The organism is Bacillus sp. N1(2025), from assembly GCF_053470005.1.
In genome coordinates this window covers 37,608-55,978 of the sequence record NZ_JBLTJB010000010.1, presented here as the reverse complement: position 1 = coordinate 55,978, position 18,371 = coordinate 37,608, and the positions used below count along the sequence as shown (strand labels likewise).

General features: G+C 45.4%; 22 protein-coding genes. 8 read left to right on the top strand and 14 right to left on the bottom strand.

All coding sequences use genetic code 11. From position 1 onward, the window contains the following. Positions 1-47 precede the first annotated feature (47 nt). The 6 genes from ACNFN4_RS18280 to cdaS form a co-directional block, all read right to left on the bottom strand. Positions 48-1,964: a VWA domain-containing protein gene (locus ACNFN4_RS18280; RefSeq protein ID WP_448200370.1), complete on the bottom strand. Its 1,917-nt coding sequence runs from the start codon at positions 1,962-1,964 to the stop codon at positions 48-50. A gap of 10 nt (positions 1,965-1,974) precedes the next feature. Continuing rightward, the gene (locus ACNFN4_RS18275) at positions 1,975-2,865 is read right to left on the bottom strand and encodes an AAA family ATPase (protein ID WP_003153758.1); all 891 of its coding nucleotides are present in this window, start codon (positions 2,863-2,865) and stop codon (positions 1,975-1,977) included. A 77-nt stretch (positions 2,866-2,942) separates the two neighbouring features. Then, positions 2,943-3,533 carry a superoxide dismutase family protein gene (locus ACNFN4_RS18270; RefSeq protein ID WP_242790605.1) on the bottom strand — a complete coding sequence of 197 codons (591 nt, stop codon included), beginning with the start codon at positions 3,531-3,533 and terminating at the stop codon, positions 2,943-2,945. Between the two features lie 82 nt (positions 3,534-3,615). Continuing rightward, positions 3,616-4,857: a LysM peptidoglycan-binding domain-containing protein gene (locus ACNFN4_RS18265; RefSeq protein WP_448200369.1), complete on the bottom strand. Its 1,242-nt coding sequence runs from the start codon at positions 4,855-4,857 to the stop codon at positions 3,616-3,618. Between the two features lie 322 nt (positions 4,858-5,179). Further along, positions 5,180-6,391: a macrolide family glycosyltransferase gene (locus tag ACNFN4_RS18260; RefSeq protein ID WP_014418124.1), complete on the bottom strand. Its 1,212-nt coding sequence runs from the start codon at positions 6,389-6,391 to the stop codon at positions 5,180-5,182. A gap of 118 nt (positions 6,392-6,509) precedes the next feature. Next, positions 6,510-7,136 carry a sporulation-specific diadenylate cyclase CdaS gene (cdaS, locus tag ACNFN4_RS18255; RefSeq protein ID WP_052827547.1) on the bottom strand — a complete coding sequence of 209 codons (627 nt, stop codon included), beginning with the start codon at positions 7,134-7,136 and terminating at the stop codon, positions 6,510-6,512. Positions 7,137-7,413: 277 nt separating this feature from the next. Between cdaS and ACNFN4_RS18250 the strand changes: the two genes are divergently transcribed. Continuing rightward, positions 7,414-8,775: an MATE family efflux transporter gene (locus tag ACNFN4_RS18250; protein WP_072177804.1), complete on the top strand. Its 1,362-nt coding sequence runs from the start codon at positions 7,414-7,416 to the stop codon at positions 8,773-8,775. Positions 8,776-8,788: 13 nt separating this feature from the next. Continuing rightward, positions 8,789-9,637, top strand: a complete 849-nt coding sequence (locus tag ACNFN4_RS18245; RefSeq protein ID WP_007407962.1) for an STAS domain-containing protein — start codon at positions 8,789-8,791, stop codon at positions 9,635-9,637. A gap of 27 nt (positions 9,638-9,664) precedes the next feature. Here the strand turns inward: ACNFN4_RS18245 and bshB2 are convergent, their stop codons facing one another. From bshB2 to rarD, 4 genes are all read right to left on the bottom strand, one after another. After that, complete coding sequence (bshB2, locus tag ACNFN4_RS18240) at positions 9,665-10,330, bottom strand: bacillithiol biosynthesis deacetylase BshB2 (RefSeq protein WP_007407961.1); 666 nt, start codon at positions 10,328-10,330, stop codon at positions 9,665-9,667. Positions 10,331-10,347: 17 nt separating this feature from the next. Further along, positions 10,348-10,698: a YojF family protein gene (locus ACNFN4_RS18235; protein ID WP_007611980.1), complete on the bottom strand. Its 351-nt coding sequence runs from the start codon at positions 10,696-10,698 to the stop codon at positions 10,348-10,350. Continuing rightward, entirely contained in the window at positions 10,695-10,973 is a 279-nt protein-coding gene (locus ACNFN4_RS18230) for a hypothetical protein (RefSeq protein ID WP_017417975.1), read from the bottom strand. Before ACNFN4_RS18230 ends, ACNFN4_RS18235 begins: the two co-directional genes overlap by 4 nt. Before the next feature lie 67 nt (positions 10,974-11,040). Further along, positions 11,041-11,937 (bottom strand): EamA family transporter RarD, encoded by an 897-nt coding sequence (rarD, locus tag ACNFN4_RS18225; protein WP_426616374.1) that lies wholly within the window; start codon positions 11,935-11,937, stop codon positions 11,041-11,043. A gap of 97 nt (positions 11,938-12,034) precedes the next feature. Here rarD and ACNFN4_RS18220 point away from each other — a divergent pair, with 97 nt between their 5' ends. Beyond that, on the top strand, positions 12,035-12,499 hold the full coding sequence (locus ACNFN4_RS18220) for a spore gernimation protein GerT (RefSeq protein WP_448200368.1): 465 nt from the start codon (positions 12,035-12,037) through the stop codon (positions 12,497-12,499). A 35-nt stretch (positions 12,500-12,534) separates the two neighbouring features. Here ACNFN4_RS18220 and ACNFN4_RS18215 read toward each other — a convergent pair whose 3' ends face one another. Then, entirely contained in the window at positions 12,535-12,774 is a 240-nt protein-coding gene (locus tag ACNFN4_RS18215) for a hypothetical protein (protein WP_003153736.1), read from the bottom strand. 200 nt (positions 12,775-12,974) lie between these two features. On the opposite strand from ACNFN4_RS18215, the gene ACNFN4_RS18210 reads away from it, so the two are divergent. Continuing rightward, positions 12,975-13,364, top strand: a complete 390-nt coding sequence (locus ACNFN4_RS18210) for a tautomerase family protein (protein WP_003153733.1) — start codon at positions 12,975-12,977, stop codon at positions 13,362-13,364. A 52-nt stretch (positions 13,365-13,416) separates the two neighbouring features. Beyond that, positions 13,417-13,785, top strand: a complete 369-nt coding sequence (locus ACNFN4_RS18205; RefSeq protein WP_012117758.1) for a hypothetical protein — start codon at positions 13,417-13,419, stop codon at positions 13,783-13,785. Positions 13,786-13,824: 39 nt separating this feature from the next. On the opposite strand, the gene ACNFN4_RS18200 is transcribed toward ACNFN4_RS18205, so the two are convergent. Further along, the gene (locus ACNFN4_RS18200) at positions 13,825-14,166 is read right to left on the bottom strand and encodes a winged helix-turn-helix transcriptional regulator (RefSeq protein WP_003153729.1); all 342 of its coding nucleotides are present in this window, start codon (positions 14,164-14,166) and stop codon (positions 13,825-13,827) included. Between the two features lie 129 nt (positions 14,167-14,295). On the opposite strand from ACNFN4_RS18200, the gene ACNFN4_RS18195 reads away from it, so the two are divergent. Beyond that, positions 14,296-14,904: a nitroreductase family protein gene (locus tag ACNFN4_RS18195; protein ID WP_003153727.1), complete on the top strand. Its 609-nt coding sequence runs from the start codon at positions 14,296-14,298 to the stop codon at positions 14,902-14,904. A 43-nt stretch (positions 14,905-14,947) separates the two neighbouring features. On the opposite strand, the gene ACNFN4_RS18190 is transcribed toward ACNFN4_RS18195, so the two are convergent. Both ACNFN4_RS18190 and ACNFN4_RS18185 read right to left on the bottom strand, forming a co-directional pair. After that, on the bottom strand, positions 14,948-15,550 hold the full coding sequence (locus ACNFN4_RS18190) for an alpha/beta hydrolase (RefSeq protein WP_021493917.1): 603 nt from the start codon (positions 15,548-15,550) through the stop codon (positions 14,948-14,950). A gap of 2 nt (positions 15,551-15,552) precedes the next feature. Continuing rightward, the gene (locus tag ACNFN4_RS18185) at positions 15,553-16,476 is read right to left on the bottom strand and encodes a ring-cleaving dioxygenase (protein WP_022553221.1); all 924 of its coding nucleotides are present in this window, start codon (positions 16,474-16,476) and stop codon (positions 15,553-15,555) included. Positions 16,477-16,661: 185 nt separating this feature from the next. On the opposite strand from ACNFN4_RS18185, the gene ACNFN4_RS18180 reads away from it, so the two are divergent. Together ACNFN4_RS18180 and ACNFN4_RS18175 are read left to right on the top strand one after the other, a co-directional pair. Next, positions 16,662-16,862, top strand: a complete 201-nt coding sequence (locus ACNFN4_RS18180) for a DUF3311 domain-containing protein (RefSeq protein ID WP_003153716.1) — start codon at positions 16,662-16,664, stop codon at positions 16,860-16,862. Further along, entirely contained in the window at positions 16,862-18,352 is a 1,491-nt protein-coding gene (locus tag ACNFN4_RS18175) for a sodium:solute symporter family protein (RefSeq protein ID WP_012117763.1), read from the top strand. Before ACNFN4_RS18180 ends, ACNFN4_RS18175 begins: the two co-directional genes overlap by 1 nt. The last annotated feature ends 19 nt before the right edge of the window (positions 18,353-18,371 follow it).

Sequence of the window (18,371 nt, the reverse complement as noted above, 5' to 3'; positions counted from 1 at the left end):
AAATTAAATCATTTTAAAATAAAAAGCGAAAAAGCATAGGAAAAAGCCTATCCTATGCTTTTATGAAGCAGTTTTTTCAAGAGCGGATACAGCACATCGGGCAGCTGATCGACATCCGGAACAAAAATACTGTACTTTCCGTACATATCCTGAATGGTTTTCATCTGTGATTCTTCTATCGCAGTATTGGACAGAAAAACATTTATGACTTCTATCTCTTTTTTTCTCGCTTCGATGACAGCCTCGCTCGTATCGACGATGCCGTTTTGTTCGTATCCGAATGCTGCCGGCTCTCCGTCTGAAAACACGATTAAAAATTTTTGCGCCTCACTCCGCCGCATCAGCTGTTTCGTCATTTGTCTGATGGCGTATCCGTCTCTGTTATCTTCTTCAGGCGCAAGCTGCATGATCAGCGGACCCGCCGCCTGCAGCAGCGACTCTTCAAACGGAATGACGGTATTGAAGAAATTCGGCTGGCTCGTTTCGTTCGCTTCGTTTGTATCCTCCCAAAACCCGACGATCTGGTGCGGTACGGACACTGATTTCAAGGCTTCATGAAAAAGAACGATCCCTCTTTTTGTTTCATCCATTTTGTCGAACATGCTGGCCGAACAATCGACAAGCAATGTAAAAACGGCGTCAATGTCTGAAGACGGGTCCTGCTTTTTATAGAAAAGGCGCGGGTTCCGCTCCGTAAAATAGCGGATCAGTTTGCGATTCAGCCGGCCTGCGTGAAGGTCGGTCCGCGGGAGCGTTTTTTTGTGCTCAAGTGTTTTTTGTATCATCTGCTTCAGGCGTTTTTGATATGATTCTATCGTTTTTGCCTGTTCTTTATAAGACTGCTCCTCTTCAGGAGACGCTTTATGAGGCGTTTGATAAACCGGGAAGGCAAATTTGTTTTCTTTTCCGTCAGCCAGCCCCGCGCCCTTATGTTCATCCTGAATGGATTCAAGCGCTTCCAGTTTGGAGTAATCCTCTCTTTTCGTCTGACGTGCGGAACCTTGAACGGAGCCGAGCGCCTGGTCACCGTCATCGCCTTCTCTGGCCGCGTCTTTCCCAAGATCTGATTTCGCGCCGTGCTCAATATCAAATTGAAGGAAACTTTTTGACGGCGCTTCGGTTTCCCGGTGCCACGTATTCATTTTCTCTTCAAGGATTTCTTCATCTCCGTCGGAAGACTCAGGGAGCGTGAGATCGTCACTTAACGAAGGCGCTTTTTTTACGCTTTCGAATAAAGGCTCTTCAGCCGCTTTTTCGTAATCAAGTTCCGGCAGAAAAAAGTACGTGTTCAGCATATCTTTCTCAAGCACTTCATCAAGGCCTTCCATGAGGTCTTCCGTTATTCTTGCAATTTGTTCCGTAGAATCCGCCTCATACACCCGGATGAGCTGACGTTCAATATACGGTATCATCATATCAATATGTTCATGCATGGAAGGAATGCCTTCAAGCGGAGACTCAGCCGTCAGCTTGACAAACATCGCGCAATACAAAGCGTCGGTGAAAATGCTCCGTTCTAAATTCAATGTCAGCTGCGTCGTGAAATACTTCCTGTACATCTCCCTCCGCTTCTGAAAAACACGTTTCGTTCCCGGCCGTTCTTTTTTGATCAGCTCTTCAATTCTGATATCCTCCAGCAGCATAAACAGCTGCTTGGCAAAGCTTTGGCGGGTGAAGTGCCGGTGAACGTCATTTAAAAACCCCGCAAATTCCCGAAATGAGCTGCTGCGTGTTCCGACAGCGCGCAAATAGACATCGCTTTTCAGGCCGGCTTCCATATCCCCGGCTGATCGGTCTTTCCAAAAGTGGCTCATGTAAATTTTCTTTTCAAAGGGATTGTAGTAAGACTGCACGCCGTATTCCACTTCAACTTCACTGCTTCTGGTCAGTGTTTTGGCCAGGTCAGTCAGCATCATGAACAAAAACGAATCAATCGTGCTGTCGTTAAATTTGATAAACTTCATTGTATATCCCTCATTCGAACAGCGTTTCTGCAATATTTCTGACAGCGGCTTTTTCCCTGTCGTCGTCAAGTTTTTCTACGATGCCTCTTTCAATCGCCCGTTTCGGCGGGATGTACGCAGCCAAGTCGCACGTATCAATGAGAGCCCTGATGGACGCCGCTTCTTCTGACACTTGTCCGTTATGCGCTTGTGCGATTAAATCAGAAGACAGCGTCATAAAGCGTTCAATTAATTTCTCATCTTTTAAGACAGACTGAGAGGTCAGCACCTGTTTCAGGAGGCTTCCTTTAATATACGGAACATCAATGATGACAAAACGGTTTTTAAGGGCTTCGTTCAGCGGAACGGTGCCGACGTAGCCTTCATTAATCGCGGCGATAACACCGAATCCTTCGCTTGCCTTAATCACTTCTCCTGTAAAGGGATTTGTCATCATTTTTCTGTAATCAAGCACGCCGTTTAGAATCGGAAGGGTTTCAGGCTTTGCCATATTGATTTCGTCAATGTATAAAAAATGTCCCTCGTTCATTGCGGTTGTTACAGGTCCGGGAACGAATTCAATTGTCGCCTGTCCCTGTTCATTTTCAATCGTTTTATAGCCGACAAGCGCTTCTGCATCGAGGTCTACGGAGCAGTTGACGCTGTGCATCGGTTTATGAAAATAGTTCGAAAGCGTTTCCGCCAATTTTGTTTTCCCTGAACCCGTCGGTCCTTTTAATAAGATATTTTTTCCCATTGTCAAAGCGATGACGGCATCGAATACAATCGCTTTATCTTCGGCCTCATAGCCTGATGATCCGATTAAATCCCGGAATTCTTGGGAAACGGGATGATTTTGATAAGCCTGCAGTTTGTTTTGTATATCTTCCGGAAGTGATAGGTGCTGTAATTCTGAAGTCATAGGTGATGTTTCCTTTCCATTTGTATTCCATAACCGAGTATACTAAAAAAGCCCTTGTATACTCAATACAAAAGGGCTCATTCCCTGCGGGCGCTTTTTGTCAGGGGAGCGCAGGCGATTCTGGCTCCGGAATTTCCGCTCGGGTTTGTTAAATAATCGTCCGTATGTTCATGGATGACGAACGCGCTTCCGTCCCGGTCGAGCAGGCTGAGTCTGCTCCCTTCTTTTAATGAAGTTTGCGGCGCGTTCATAATGACATCCACTTTACCGTCAGCCCCCACTTCAAGATTGGGGAGATCCCCGGCGTGATGACCCATCGGATTGTTAAAGCCGTGTTCTTTGTTCAAAGGGTTGAACGGACCGCCGGCTGATTCGAAATCAGGTGCCTGACATGTCCCTTTTTCATAAATATGAAATCCGAGAGAAGTGCCGGGCGGCAGATGCCCCGCTGATATATGAATGTCTGATCCTTCATCATCAGATTCCCTCACTTCGATATATCCGATCGTTTTTCCGTTTTGATTGATGAGTCCGGCATGCTCACGGTATGCAGATGCTTCCAATGCGCGGCTTTCCTCATGTTTTTTGGGCGAAACAGGAGCGGGTCTCCCCCCGCAGCCGCAAAGCGTAATTGATGCGAGCATGAGAAAAAGCAAGAGACGATTCATGCTTCCTCCCCCTTATTTTTTTACCCATCAGTCTTGTCAAAACGTGAAAATGGTAAACAAAAAAAGCCCCGAAAGGCTTTTTTTAAAAATAACTGCGCGCTCCTAAATACGCTTTTTTCCAATACGGATTGCTTAAGTTTGAAACTTCAACCCCGGAGGAGCTTGCGTGAATAAAATCTCCTCCGCCCAAATACATTCCCATATGAGAAGGGCCCGCTTTATATGTCGTAAAGAAGACGAAGTCGCCAGCTGACGGCTGGCTGATATGTTTCATCGTATTCCAATATCCGGCCGTGCTCAGACGGGAAACAGAGCTTACCTTATTTAAAAGGTAATAGATGTAACCGCTGCAATCGAAGCCCGCAGGCGTATTGCCTCCCCAGCGGTAAGGCACGCCGACATGTTTTTTCGCCTCGCCTATCATTCTGTCAATCTTTGACCCTGTCACCGGAGGTTCGGGAGTATTCGGCTTGTTTGGCTTTGCCGGTTTGTTATCCGGCTGCCGCACAGGATCTTCTGTTTTTCCCGTTCCGTTAATCACCAGAACTTGTCCGATTTGAAGCACATCAGTTGTCAATTTATTTTTTTCTCTGATGAGCTGAGCGGTGATGCCGAACCGATTAGCAATTTTCCAGAGGGAATCGCCTGCTTTTACTTTGTAAGTGGATGGCTTCTCAGAAGGGTTTGAATGAGTTGGCGGTGTTGTGCCGCTGTTTCCGTTATGTGAAGAACCTTTGATCTTTAACACTTGATTCGGATACAGCATGTCTGATGTTAATTGATTCAGCTTTTTCAGTTCGGCGATGGTGACGCCGGTTTGATTGGCGATTTTCCACAGCGAGTCACCCGGCTTCACAGTGTAAGTCCCTGATGCGCCTTTATCAGGCTTTGTCTGTCTGCCGCCTCCGTCCGTGCCGCCGGCAGACCCTTTAATTTTCAGTTTCTGGCCGGGATAGATGACATCTGAACTCAAACGGTTCAGGCTTCTCAGCTCAGAAACGCTCATTTTGTATTTTTTTGCGATCACCCATAATGAGTCTCCGTATGTAACTGTGTAAGCACCCGTGCTTCGTTTTCCTTTTTGACCCGTTTTATGTGTGCCGCTGCCGTCAGGAATGTGCAGCCGCTGTCCGAGATGGAGTATCGTTGATTTCAGTTTATTTTCCGCCTGCAGGGCTGAAATACTTGTATGATATTGCCGGGAAAGCTTCCAAAGAGAGTCGCCGCTTTTTACTTGAATGGTTTTTGCTTCAGCGGGATGCACGGCGAAGGTTGAAGTCATTACTGCAGATACAGCCAGTCCGGCTGCGATTTTTTTCTTCATATAACGAAAAACCTCCTATTTATCATTGCTGAAAGGGACGTTCCTTTTCTTTGGACGCCGCCTGTTATGCAGGATTCATTCAGAAGTCGACATTAATTCCGATTCATTTGGCCTTAGATCATCACCAATGCCACACATTTTACATAAATTGAGAACATTTCACAAAAGACTTTAGAATCATTTTCATAACATGGCTTTTTTCCGCGACATTCCACCTTTCTTGTCTGTTTTTCATACAATTCTCTTTACGGCGTGAAAAATCCTCCCGAAAAACAATCAAAAAAAGCCCGCTTCCTTTAAAGGAAGCGGGTGACGGCTGTGATTACAGAACCCGGGTCTCGGCAGTTTTCACGTCTTCTGCTATCAATTCCGCTGCACGCTGTGCTCCGCCGGCCGCTTTCAGGGATTCTCCGATTTCAGAAGCTTTTGTCTGATATTCAGGATTTTCGCTCAATTCTTTTATTGCTTCAGTGAGCAGTTCCGCTGTTACATCTTCTTTTTTAAACATCTTGCCCGCGCCCGTGTTTTCCACTTGGCTTCCGACGGCGAACTGATCTGCGCCCATCGGAATGACGATCATCGGGGTTTTGTAGTAAAGCCCTTCGCTCGTACTGTTCATTCCGCCGTGAGTGATAAATAAGTCCGCTCTCTTCAGGATCTCAAGCTGCGGAACATAAGGCTTTACAATGACATTCTCAGGAATTTCATCAAGCTCCGCCGGATCAAGATGTTTGCCGATTGACATGACGGCTTTTCCGTTAAAGTTTCTGGCCGCTTTTAAGCATTTATTAAACAATTCCTTCTGATTGTTAAAAATCGTGCCCATGGAAATAAACAGGACTTTTTCTCCTTCAAGCTGTTCAAACGGGAAATCTTGAGCCGCCGCCCTTTTGGTTATGGACGGGCCGACAAAGAGATAAGAATCGCCAAACTCTTCTTCTTTCGGCTGAAACGCTCTTGAAGTAAACACGATGGTTTTTCTGCCGTCATTTGAGAAAATATCATACGGCGTTTTAATGTCTGCGCTGAATTCTTCATTGAGCCGGCTGACCGCTTCGGTATAAGCCGGATAATGAGATGATTCCTCTGATACAAGGTTTGTATTTGAAAACACTTCTTTAATAAATGCTTCATTCATTGCAAATGTCGTACAAAGTGAATATGCCGGCAGTTTCAGCTGGTTTCTCACGAGCCTTCCTGCCAGAAAATGATGATCATACAGGATGTAGTCGTAGGATTCATCCTTTACTTCTTCAAGAATACGGAGAGCGGCTTTTTTGGAAGTCTCAATCATTAATAGTAAAAACTCGGTAGCGTCCCGCTGTTCATCACCCGTTGCGTTTTTTCCGAATTCATCTTTTCGGAAATCTTCATATTCACGGAATTCCGCTCCGCTTGACGCGATTTTGTTCTCATATTCCTTCACGCCGTAATATACGACATGTTCCCCTTTTGCCTTCAGTTCTTTTACGACGCCTAAAGACGGATTGATATGGCCTTCTCCCGGAAAACCGATCATCAATACATTTGCCATCTTTCCACTCCCTATTCTTTTAAATTTTATGTATATTTAAACGATAACATCAATACAGAAAAAGGTAAAGATGTTCACTTTATTAATATTAAATGGGTACAATATTCCCATTTTCTTATTATTTCGTATGAAGCGCCCGCGGCGAAACAAGCGGATACAGTCCGCCGTCTTTAGCAAAGGACATTTTTCCCGTTTCTTCTGAAACAACGAGCACGAGTGCATCAGTCACGGCCGAAAGTCCCATCGCGGCCCTGTGGCGCGTCCCGTATTTGAGATCGACATGTTTTGTTGTGAGCGGAAGCACATTGGCTGCTGATACAACCCGGTTTTCTCTGACCAATACGGCTCCGTCGTGAAGCGGATTGCCGGGATAAAAAATACTCTCAATTAAAGCTGAACTGATCTCGGCATGCAGGCTGGTCCCTTTTTGTATTATTCCGTCCAGCGGATCTGCACGTTCAATCACAATCAGCGCTCCGTGTTTTTCTTCCGCCAGATGCTGCACGGCCCTCGCCAGCTCTGTATAGGAAGGCGTAAAATGTTCGATATATGTCTGCAGGTAAAACGACGAAGCGACAGCCTGCATTTCCTGAAACGTATGTCCCAGTTCATCTAATTCGCAAAGAAGGCATTGGTCTTTTTCATCCAATGTCCGCAGTATCATTCCGGCATCCTCCGTAATTTGTTTCAAATACGTTTGAACGGCAGCGGTAAACGCGCTTTCCGTCATTTGAGTGTGGCGCATGTCACATCAGCTCCTTTCCCTTATTTTCTGCATCGCGCGCATGGATATGCGCCGCTGTGTGCACCATAATCATGAAAGGAGGCGCACATCATATGGAATTCGCACGGCTGATGCAATATATCTGCACTTTTTTAGGGGTCATTTCACTTTCATTCATTTATGCCAAGATGTTTAAAAAGCCGAAACCGGACAAAAAAGAGTAGGCCGGCTTTCATTGCTTTTTATACATAAAATGTTATAATTTCTCTCGTTAAAATAAAGAAACGGGGAACCTAACTTGAGAGAAACGAACACGATCGGCCAAAAGGTCAGACAGCTGCTACATATCTTCATTCCGATTTTAATCACACAGGCGGGCCTTTCCCTGATCACCTTTTTGGATACGGTGATGTCAGGGAAAGTGAGCGCTGCCGATTTAGCCGGGGTTGCAATCGGTTCAAGCCTGTGGACGCCGGTTTATACGGGCCTTGCAGGAATATTAATGGCCGTTACGCCCGTTGTTTCGCAGCTGTTTGGAGCCGGCAGACAAAAGGAAGTGCCGTTTTCCGTCATCCAGGCCGTTTATGTAGCGGCCGTTCTCAGTGCGGCAGTTATCCTGATCGGCTTTTTCACCGTTGATATGATCTTGGGACATTTGGGACTGGAACCTCGTGTCCGGACGATCGCAAAACACTTTTTAGGCTTTTTATCCCTCGGTATTTTTCCTTTGTTTGTGTACACCGTTTTGCGCTCGTTTATTGATGCACTCGGCAAAACGCGAGTCACAATGCTTATTACGCTTTGCTCATTGCCTATTAATTTTGTTTTAAATTATGTATTTATTTTCGGGAAATTCAACATGCCGGCATTGGGCGGAGTCGGTGCGGGGCTCGCTTCCGCCCTGACTTACTGGTGTATTTGCGCCATCAGCTTTTTTATCGTCTGCAGATTTGAGCCGTTTGCCGGGTACTCTGTATTTCGGAAACTGTACCGTTTTTCTCCGTCTGAATGCAGAAAGCTTTTGAAAATCGGTTTGCCTATCGGTTTTGCGGTATTTTTTGAAACGAGCATTTTTGCGGCTGTCACACTGCTTATGAGCCATTTTCAGACGGTGACGATTGCAGCCCACCAGGCGGCAATGAATTTTGCTTCCCTCTTGTATATGCTGCCGCTCAGCGTATCCATGGCCATGACCATTTTGGTCGGCTTTGAAGCAGGCGCAAAGCGCTATAGAGATGCCCGCTCATACAGCTATATCGGGATCGTGATGGCGCTTAGTTTTTCTTTATGCACGGCGGCTTTCATTTTACTGTTCAGGCCGCAAATCGCCGGAATGTATACATCAGATCCGGCGGTGCTCATGTTGACGCAGCACTTTTTAATCTATGCGCTGTTTTTCCAGCTTTCTGATGCCGTAGCAGCTCCGATACAAGGCGCTCTGAGAGGATATAAGGATGTTAACTATACACTCGGCGCGGCTTTTGTTTCGTATTGGATTATCGGGCTTCCGGTCGGTTACGCAGTCGGCACTTACACGGGCCTCGGGGCATACGGCTACTGGATCGGGTTAATTGCAGGACTTGCCGCAGGAGCTGTCGGTTTATTCTTCAGACTGATGAAACTGCAAAAGCGTTATGTAAAGAAAATGATGATTTTATAAAGGAGGAGCAGCAATGCCAAAACATAAACTGCTGTACGATTATTTAACTGAACGGGCGGAGGACATCAGTCAGACATGGTTTGATACGCTTCATGAAACGGATCCTGATTCTGTTTATGCTTCTACTGACCCGGCTGTACTCACAAATCTGAAAAAACAAAATCTGGCGTTTAATTATCAACTCAATCGGATTTTTTCTGAAGAGAAGGAAGTATATACAGCGGCCTTGGAAAAGTGGGCGTTTGAAGCCGCACGGGATAAAGAACATTTAAAAACTCCCATCCATTATATTATTCGCGAGTTTATCAGAGTTCGTGATTTGTATGTCGGCCATGTCAAGCAGTTTACCAGACTTCATTCGGACACCGTGACAGAAGAAGATGCCGAAGATATATTCCATACGCTGATCAAATCGTTTGATGTGGTCATTCATATTTTCATAGAGGAAATGTATAAAAACACAAACATTCAGCTTGAAGCGCAAAAAGAATTGATCACCGAGCTGAGCTCGCCGGTAATTGTGCTTTTTGACAATGTCGGACTGCTGCCGCTGATCGGGGATATTGACACGGCAAGAGCCAAAATGATTTTGGAGAATACGCTGCACCAGTGTTCAGAGAAGCGCATCACTCAGCTGTACATTGATTTATCGGGCGTAGCCATGATTGATACGATGGTTGCCCAACAGCTTTTCACCTTAATTGAATCACTCGGAATGCTCGGCGTGAAAGCGACATTATCCGGAATCCGTCCTGAAATCGCCCAAACCGCGGTGCAGCTCGGACTGAGTTTTTCAAATTTATCAATACGGTCTTCGCTTGCGGAAGCGATCGCTTCCGATCTGACACAAAAAAAGGGATAAGGCATTTCAGCCTTATCCCTTTTTTTATCAGTCTTTCCACGGATATGTCCAATACACTTCTTCTTCAAACCATGTCTGAAGAACCGGCTCGTTATTTTTTATTTTTTCTTCCAGCTCTCTCAGCATGCCTTCCGTTTGGGTGCGGTGCGCTTTTAAGGCATTCATTTTAATATCGGCAACCTCTTTAATATCAAGAATGACATCTGGCTTGCCGACGGCTTCCTCCCTGTTGCGGGTGATTGCCATGCAAAGCGTGCGCGGGCGGTCCTCTTTTTTCTTTCTGTAAAGCGCTCTGATGACCGCTTCGCCGCATGCATCATGATCCGGATGGACGCCGTGCTCCGGATAGAATGTGACAATCAGACTCGGTTTTACATCGTCGATAATCTCTTCCATCATATCCGCGAGCCACTCGTCATCTTCAAATTCAAGTGTTTTATCACGAAGCCCGAGCATTCTCAGGTCAGTAACGTCCATTGCTTTGCATGCGTCAATCAGCTCTTGCTTTCTTAACAGCGGCAGTGTTTCACGGTTCGCGAAAAAAGGGTCTCCCATGTTTCGGCCCATTTCGCCAAGCGTTGCGCATGCATACGTAACGGGAATATCTTTTTGTCTGTGTAAAGCAATCAGCCCTGCCACTCCGTATGATTCATCATCAGGGTGAGGCAGGATGACGAGTACATGTTCTTTCATGATTTTCACCCTTTTCTTTAAACTGTAAACGGCTTTTCGCTGATTTGAAGCGAAATCGCCAATTTTCCGCCCGGCAGATGCCCTGCCATTAACAGACGGTCTTCGTCATCTACTGTATATTCAGTCAAACCTTCTGCGTAAATCCAGCCCTCTTCTGTTTTCAAACCGACGCGGTACGGGCCGTTTCCTTTGATTTTCGCCTGATGGTACGTCACTTTTGCATTGCGTATATAGGCTACAACCGTCATGTTTTTCTCATTCAGATGCGCTGAATAAGAACCGGTCGTTGTTTCCAAATGGATATATACAGGACGATCGGCATATCGCTCTAAAGAAGTTTGCACATCTTCTTTTATGATCGCTTTCATAGCTGCTCCCCTCTTTCTTCTTTTAAAAATTGCAAACGCTTCGTATGTAGTTCAACCAATTCATATTTCTCAATCGGCCGCAGCCGGGAATCTACAATTCGCTGCACCGCCAGAGCAAACTTTTCCTCGGGTGACTTCCGGAGCCTCGGATGTGTTCTTTGATCAAGCAGTTCAAGATCAATTGCCTTCTCCGCTTCTTCAAGAGTTGAAGCCGGGAGAGTGCGGTTATTCCACAGTGTCTGATAGGCTTTTGCTATGTCTTTATCAGTGCCCATTGTACAGCTCCTTTACATACTCGTAATGATTATACATAATTTAAGCTATCGCTGGAAAGCGAAAGGCTTAGCGGCTTTTTATCGGCCGCTTCCATTTGATCTGTGAAAAGGTAAACAAAAGCAATGCTACCCATATACAAATGAAGGTAAACGCTTTTTGCCCGGAAAACGGTTCATGATACACAAATACGCCGAGCATAAGGGTAATGGTCGGCGCTATATATTGCAAAATGCCGACTTGATACAGCGGCAGACGCTTTGCCCCCTCTGCAAACAGTAACAGCGGCAGGGCCGTAAATACGCCTGCGAAAAATAGGAGCGCCCATGTTCCTGCCCCCAAGGACCCGGAAGTGCTCCCGTCAGCTGTATATCCTAAATAAATAAGTGCAGCCGGGGTAATCAAAAGCGTCTCCAGCGTCAGTCCGATCGTGCTGGACATGCGGGTTCTTTTTTTACATAAGCCGTACAGGCCGAAGCTGAATGCAAGCAGCAATGCGATATAAGGAACCGCGCCATATTGAAACGCAGATATGATCACGGCCGCCCCGGCAATAGAAACGGCTGCTGTTTGCATCTTGTTAAGCTTTTCTTTTAAGAATAGGATGCCCAAAAGAACGGAAACGAGCGGATTAATGTAGTACCCGAGACTTGCTTCAAGCAAAAAGCCGTGATTGACGGCCCATATGTACACAAACCAATTAACGGAAATTAAAACGGAAGCGAAAAAAAGCGCCAGCAGGCCCCCTTCCGATTTCAAAAGACGCAGTTCACGCCATCCGGTTTTCCACTTCTTAAGCACAGTTAAAAGCACACACATGAAAACAAATGACCATAAAATCCGGTGAGCTAAAATGTCCAATGCGGGTATTTGTTCAAGAAGTTTCCAATAGACCGGAAACAGCCCCCACATGGCGAAAGAACAAGCGGTATAAATGATTCCTTTTCTTGCGTTATTCCCTTGCACGGCCTTCCCCTTCCTTTCTGTAAACAGATTATATTATATCACGGGATGCTTCCGGCGGGCATATACTATGTTGTCCGTTAAGAAAGGGTGAGATGCCGTGTTTGATTGGAACAGATATTTTCCCTTCCAAAATCAGTTCTCTAAAGAAACGTTTAAAAATGCTGATCCGAAAGATGTCGAGACATATGTCAACCGAGTGATGGAAAGCGTATTCGGCGCCGGTTATGCCGGACAGTTCCCTTTTCGCGACCCAATGTCCAAAAAGGCCGATCCGGTCGAAGCGGAACCGCCCAAGCCGGAAATTGACCTTTTTGAAACATCCGATCATGTTTTTGCGAAAATTCCCGCAGAACAAGAGGAACTCGACCGTATCAGGATTAAGCATACGTTACACAGCCTCGTTGTAGAGAACAGCAGTCTGGGAGAAGGAAAAAAAGAAATCATCCTTCCGAGCCTCGTCAAACGGAAAGGAACAAAAGCAGTCTATAAAGACGGGATGATTGAAGTTATGTTTTCAAAACAGGAAGACTACAATTTATCGGAAGTGGAGATTTTAAGATAAAAAAAACGGCCCGCGCGATGCAGGCCGTTTTTTCTTTAATAAAATGGCGGATAACCGCCGGCTCCCGGACCGAAACCGCCGTATGGGACGCCTCCGTATCCGTAACCAGCGAACCCGTACGGATAGCGGGGTCTTGTAAAACCTGTGGCAATTACGCCTCCGAGAAGACCGCCTAAAAATCCGCCGAATAAAGGAGCGCCGAACAAAAAAGGACTTCTCGCCGGAAATCCGGCAGGACCGAAATTCCCGCGATACAATGCATGACGAGGGTACATGTTTTTCCTCCTTTATGTCTGCCTATTCTTAAGCGTATTCATAAAATGAGGAAATTGATTGGGCGATTGTAACAACATGTGCCTCTCTCTGATATTGCATTAATGTATAAATATTTTGGTTATAATTTGATTACATTTTGATTAACTGTTATAATTTTTTACAAGTTGCGACATTATAAAACCATCAGGGGGAATAAAATATGCCATTACTTCGTTTTGACGTTATTGAAGGCCGGGATGACGCAGCATTAAAAAAATTACTGGATACCGCCCATTACGCCATGGTTAAAGCTTTTGACGTCCCTGTAACGGACCGTTATCAGATCGTTCACCAGCATCGGCCTCATGAGCTTATCATTGAAGATACCGGGCTCGGTTTCAAAAGAAGCAAAGATCTTGTCATCATCAGCATTGTCAGCAAAGCGCGCACCGAACATCAAAAAGAAACATTATATCAACTGATGGCTGATCAGCTTAAAACAGAATGCGGCATATCACCCGAGGACGTCATGATTTCCATTACAGAAAACGGGAACGCCGATTGGAGCTTCGGGCTTGGTGAGGCTCAGTTTTTAACCGGGAAACTGTAAAAGGCCCCCCCGCTTGTTCTGAATGATTGCAAACTGAATAAAAGAGGGATGTATGTTGGTTAGTGAGTTGTACCCTTGTTTGATATGCGGATTTAAAGGATTAGAGACAAGTCCCGTTTATAACGGCGAATATCAAAAAACATTTGATATTTGCCCCTGCTGCGGGTTTGAATTCGGCTACAGTGAGGACCATGACGTAAGCTTAGGGTTTATTGTAACGCCTGATCATTTAATTGAAGCGGCATTTCAGTTATACCGGAAACAGTGGATTGAGGGGGGAATGAAACTATTTTCTCCAAATGATGTTCCGGCGGAATGTAAAAATGATCATTTCCTTACATTCGATGCTTTATTAAAGCAATTAAAAGGCTTGAACCTCAATCTGAACAATTTTGATATTAATGGTTTTTATGACGAGTAAACATTATTATTAAGAAAAGGCTGCCTTGGGCAGCCTTTGTTATTCATCACATGTGTCGTTGGCAGATCCCCCGGGCTCGCAAAAACTGTCTGCCCATTTTTGCATTTCCTGAAAAACGGCTTGCAGGGCCATGCCTTTATCAGTCAGTTTATAAATGACTTTGACAGGTGTTTCAGGCAGCACCTGACGCTCGACGATTTCATTTTGTTCCAGCTCTTTGAGCCGCTCCGCGAGCATTTTTTGGCTGATTGTCGGTATCGTTTCGGTCATATCTTTAAATCGTTTCGGCCCGTCCATCAGTACATGGATAATGAGGCCGTTCCAGCGCTTTCCCAAAAGAGAAAAAGCGGATTCCATTTTAGGACACATTGTATATCCCACGTGAGTTCATCCCTTCATCTATGAATTGACAAGTTTTTTGTGATCCATTAAAATTAGTTTTCAAGTTACATTTAGTAAGCTTCTAACTTTTCTATTATGATAACACGTTTATCCGAAGGAGGAAACATGATGACATCCGTATTAGACGTTTTAAAGGAACGCGCATCTGTTAAAGAATACGATAAAGACGCGGTCATTACAAAAGAGGAATTAACAGAACTCCTTGAAATCACAACGCAAGCGCCTTCCGCCTGGAACCTTCAGCATTGGCATTTTCAAGTCTTTCACAGTGATGAAGCAAAAGCTGCCCTGCTTCCGGTTGCTTTTAATCAAAAACAGATTATTGATTCATCAGCAGTTATTGCCGTATTAGGCGATTTAAAAGCAAATGAAAATGGTGAAGACGTTTATGCTGAACTGGCTGAGCAAGGCAATATCACAGAAGAGATTAAACAAACGCTTTTAGGCCAGATTAACGGTGCATACCAAAATGATCAGTTTGCCCGTGATTCAGCATTTTTAAACGCTTCTTTAGCAGCGATGCAGCTGATGCTTGCCGCTAAAGCAAAAGGCTACGATACTTGCGCGATCGGCGGATTCAATAAAGAGCAATTCGTTAAGGAATTCGACGTGAGCGAGCGTTTCGTGCCCGTCATGCTGATTTCAATCGGCAAAGCCGTTAAGCCGGCGCATAAAAGCAACCGGCTGCCTGTATCTAAAGTGTCAACTTGGCTGTAAAATGAAAGAAACCCTTAGTCCGCTTAAGCAGACTAAGGGTTTTTTATAGGAATCGCTCACTGTACCAGGTTCTTGCCTGCTCTGCTTCCTGCTGTGTGAGCTGATGACCGCCCTCCTGCCAAACAAGAGAAACGGATGCATGAGCATCTGTCAGATACTGATAAAGCTCCTCCGATTCTTCTTTTGTACATAGGGGATCGCGTTTTCCCGCACCGATAAACACAGGCAGCCCTTCCATATCAGGCAGCTTCACTCCGCGTATCGGCACCATCGGATGATGCAGAACCGCTCCTTTCAGTACATCTTTATAATGAAACAAAAGACTTGCTGCAATATTGGCGCCGTTTGAATAGCCGGCAGCAATCACGTTTTCTCTGCTGAATCCGTACATTTGCGCCGCTTCATCAATAAAATTCTTTAATTCTTCCGTCCGTTCAATTAAATCTTTCTCGTCAAATACGCCTTCTTTCAGCCGCTTAAAAAAACGGGGCATGCCGTTTTCCGACACTGATCCTCTGACCCCGAGCAAACTTGCTTTCGGATCGATAAAACGTCCGAGCGACAGAAGATCATGTTCATTTCCCCCCGTTCCGTGCAAAAGCAGCAGAACATTTTCTGACGTCCCTTGTTCAAACACATGTTTCATTATCATTCTCCTTTCTCCATTTTGGGCAGAACAGCTGTAATCTGGCTGCGATGCTCTTCCAGCCATTCCGGAAGCTTCAGCTCTGTTCCGAGATTTTCAAAGGATTCATCCGTCATAAAGCCCGGTTCATCGGTTGCCATTTCAAATAAAATGCCGCCGCTTTCTCTGAAATAGATTGAAGTAAAGTAAGACCTGTCAAGAATGTCAGATGAAGCAAGATGAGAAGCAGCAAGAATGTCCTTCCACTCCGCCTGCTCTTTTTCGGTAGTGCGGAAAGCGACATGATGGACTGTCCCGTAACCGCCGATACCTGCTTCTTTCGGCGCGAGATCAACATCTATAATATGTCCGATCCGGGCCTCCGATTGCAGCCTGACAATCTGATTTTCTTCTCCTGTCTTTGAATAACCGAAGCGTTCTATGAGAAATTGAATGGTTGCTTCAGGACGGTACGAGTACAAAAGAACACCTCTCATGCCTGTGATCGCTTCTTTTTCAGTAATGCCCGAAGGCGTCCATTCACTCTGTCCGCTTCTTTCATCTTCCATTATGGCAAGCGGCAGGTCTTCTGTATCATTAAAGAGAAGCACTTGTTCAGACAGTATGATCTGCTCTTTTACAGACAAGCCGTTTTCTTCAAGCCGGCGCTTCCAAAACGCGAGTGCTCCTTTCGGCACGGAGAAATAAATTCTTCCGGCCTGCCCTTTTCCCACGGTTCCCGGGCGGCTTCCCTGAAAAGGAAAAAATGTAATGATCGTGCCCGGCTCTCCGTTTTGGTTGCCGAAATAAAAGTGGTAAGTGGCCGGGTCGTCAAAATTAACGGTTTTTTTAACGAGCCGCAAACCCAGCACTTCAGTATAAAACCGAAGATTTTCAGCAGGATCTTTTGCAAATGCGGTAACATGGTGCAATCCTTGTGTATTCAATGTATTCACTCCTAAATATCTTGATTTCGAGATATTAACTATTCTAATTTAATATGAATGAAGATGCAACTAAAGTGTTTCAGTTAAAAAAGTAATAGAATTCTTTTTTTTCTGAAAAATATCTTGTGATCTTTTCTGACACCTGCTATGATAAGGAGCATTATCAAGTTTCAGGAGGAAAGTAAATGGTCAGAAAAGCACTAATTTTCGTTCTCATCTTAATCCCTTTCAGCCAGCTGGCCCTGCTGTCAGTCGCTAATCGGGTTCATCCGATCATTATCGGGCTGCCTTTTTTTCATTTCTGGCTGCTTTTATGGATCGCAGTCACTCCATTATGTTCGTTTCTTATTTATAGGCTGCAGAAGAAACAAGGAGGACTGGACTGATGCCCGCAAATATAACAGCATTGATCATTACAGCCGTCATCGTTTTAACCGTTGTCTGCATCGGCTTTATAGCCGGGAGAGACAAATCATCACGCACTTCTGTTGAGGAATGGTCTGTCGGCGGCAGACGGTTCGGGGGGCTCCTCGTCTGGTTTTTAGTCGGCGCGGATCTTTATACGGCTTATACGTTTTTAGGCTTAACAAGCACAGCCTACACAGGGGGAAGCGTTGCTTTTTTTGCAATCCCGTATTCTGTTTTGGCGTATTTTATCGCTTATTTCTTTCTGCCGAAGCTGTGGAAAGTGGCAAAAATACACAAATTAACGACACTTGCCGATTATGCCCGTGAGCGTTTTGACAGTAAACTTTTGGCCAGTCTTGTCGCGATTGTCGGCGTTCTTATGCTCATTCCTTATATTTGTCTCCAGTTGAGCGGAATTCAAGATACGCTTCAGGTGGCCGGAACGGGTGTCATTAATGTCAATATGGTCGTCATCATCTCTTTTATTCTTGTAGCGCTGTATACTTTTTTCAGCGGAATTAAAGGGCCGACGTTTACGGCGATTATTAAAGACATTCTCGTGTGGGTGATTATGCTGTTTATGGTCGTCTCACTCCCGCTGATCCATTTTCACGGCTGGACGCCGATGATTCACACTTTGGCTGAAAAAGCGCCGCAAATGCTGACGATCCCGGACTCGGGGCCGAAAGGAATTCCTTGGTTTATCACAGCTTCCATCGTATCTGCGCTGGCGCTCTTTATGTGGGCGCATGCGGCAACCGGCGTATTTACGGCAAAAAGCGCAGATGCCGTCCGCAAAAACAGCATGTTTCTGCCGCTTTATAATATTGTTTTGATTCTTGTTATTTTTCTCGGCTTTATCGCGTTTCTTGTTCTGCCGGAAGATACCAATCCGCGGCTCGCTTTATTGAAGCTGATTCAAACGTCTTACGGCGGGGTCGCGCAGGGCTTTGCTTACTCCACGATTGCCCTTGCGTCATTGATTCCCTGCTCTATCATGGCCATCGGAGCATCAAACTTATTTGCGAATAACTTATATCGGGATTTGATTCACCCGAATGTGTCACCAAGCAAGCTGACGATGATCACCCGTTCAATGGTATTTGTCGTCATCGGGCTCGCGCTTTTATTCGGCATGCTGTTCCCGACTGCGCTCGTTACCCTTCAGCTTCTCGGTGTTTCCGGCATGGTTCAGATCTTTCCGGCTATCGCCGTCAGTCTGTTTTGGAAGAATCAAACGAAAGAAGCGACAATTATCGGTCTTCTCGTCGGTCTTATCGTGACATTCACGGTAAATATCACCCAATCCGCCCACGGTATATATGAAGGCTTTTGGGGTTTGACCGCTAACATGGCAGCCGTTATTATCCTTAACCCGTTTTTTGTAAAAAAAGCGGCTTCAAACGCCGTCAAAGACGGTTTATTCAATAAAGCGCCTTCTGATCAACTGAACCAAAAAGGCGCTTAACAGAAAGAAGCCGGCACGT

What these genes read in the sequence shown, in the direction of transcription:
- ACNFN4_RS18190 (WP_021493917.1), bottom strand. Translation starts at nt 15,550, where the DNA reads ATGAAACATGTGTTTGAACAAGGGACGTCAGAAAATGTTCTGCTGCTT.
- ACNFN4_RS18280 (WP_448200370.1), bottom strand. Translation starts at nt 1,964, where the DNA reads ATGAAGTTTATCAAATTTAACGACAGCACGATTGATTCGTTTTTGTTC.
- ACNFN4_RS18270 (WP_242790605.1), bottom strand. Translation starts at nt 3,533, where the DNA reads ATGAATCGTCTCTTGCTTTTTCTCATGCTCGCATCAATTACGCTTTGC.
- ACNFN4_RS18205 (WP_012117758.1), top strand. Translation starts at nt 13,417, where the DNA reads ATGTTGGTTAGTGAGTTGTACCCTTGTTTGATATGCGGATTTAAAGGA.
- cdaS (WP_052827547.1), bottom strand. Translation starts at nt 7,136, where the DNA reads ATGCGCCACACTCAAATGACGGAAAGCGCGTTTACCGCTGCCGTTCAA.
- ACNFN4_RS18175 (WP_012117763.1), top strand. Translation starts at nt 16,862, where the DNA reads ATGCCCGCAAATATAACAGCATTGATCATTACAGCCGTCATCGTTTTA.
- ACNFN4_RS18210 (WP_003153733.1), top strand. Translation starts at nt 12,975, where the DNA reads ATGCCATTACTTCGTTTTGACGTTATTGAAGGCCGGGATGACGCAGCA.
- ACNFN4_RS18260 (WP_014418124.1), bottom strand. Translation starts at nt 6,391, where the DNA reads ATGGCAAATGTATTGATGATCGGTTTTCCGGGAGAAGGCCATATCAAT.
- bshB2 (WP_007407961.1), bottom strand. Translation starts at nt 10,330, where the DNA reads ATGAAAGAACATGTACTCGTCATCCTGCCTCACCCTGATGATGAATCA.
- ACNFN4_RS18180 (WP_003153716.1), top strand. Translation starts at nt 16,662, where the DNA reads ATGGTCAGAAAAGCACTAATTTTCGTTCTCATCTTAATCCCTTTCAGC.
- ACNFN4_RS18275 (WP_003153758.1), bottom strand. Translation starts at nt 2,865, where the DNA reads ATGACTTCAGAATTACAGCACCTATCACTTCCGGAAGATATACAAAAC.
- ACNFN4_RS18235 (WP_007611980.1), bottom strand. Translation starts at nt 10,698, where the DNA reads ATGAAAGCGATCATAAAAGAAGATGTGCAAACTTCTTTAGAGCGATAT.
- ACNFN4_RS18195 (WP_003153727.1), top strand. Translation starts at nt 14,296, where the DNA reads ATGACATCCGTATTAGACGTTTTAAAGGAACGCGCATCTGTTAAAGAA.
- ACNFN4_RS18265 (WP_448200369.1), bottom strand. Translation starts at nt 4,857, where the DNA reads ATGAAGAAAAAAATCGCAGCCGGACTGGCTGTATCTGCAGTAATGACT.
- ACNFN4_RS18230 (WP_017417975.1), bottom strand. Translation starts at nt 10,973, where the DNA reads ATGGGCACTGATAAAGACATAGCAAAAGCCTATCAGACACTGTGGAAT.
- ACNFN4_RS18215 (WP_003153736.1), bottom strand. Translation starts at nt 12,774, where the DNA reads ATGTACCCTCGTCATGCATTGTATCGCGGGAATTTCGGTCCTGCCGGA.
- ACNFN4_RS18245 (WP_007407962.1), top strand. Translation starts at nt 8,789, where the DNA reads ATGCCAAAACATAAACTGCTGTACGATTATTTAACTGAACGGGCGGAG.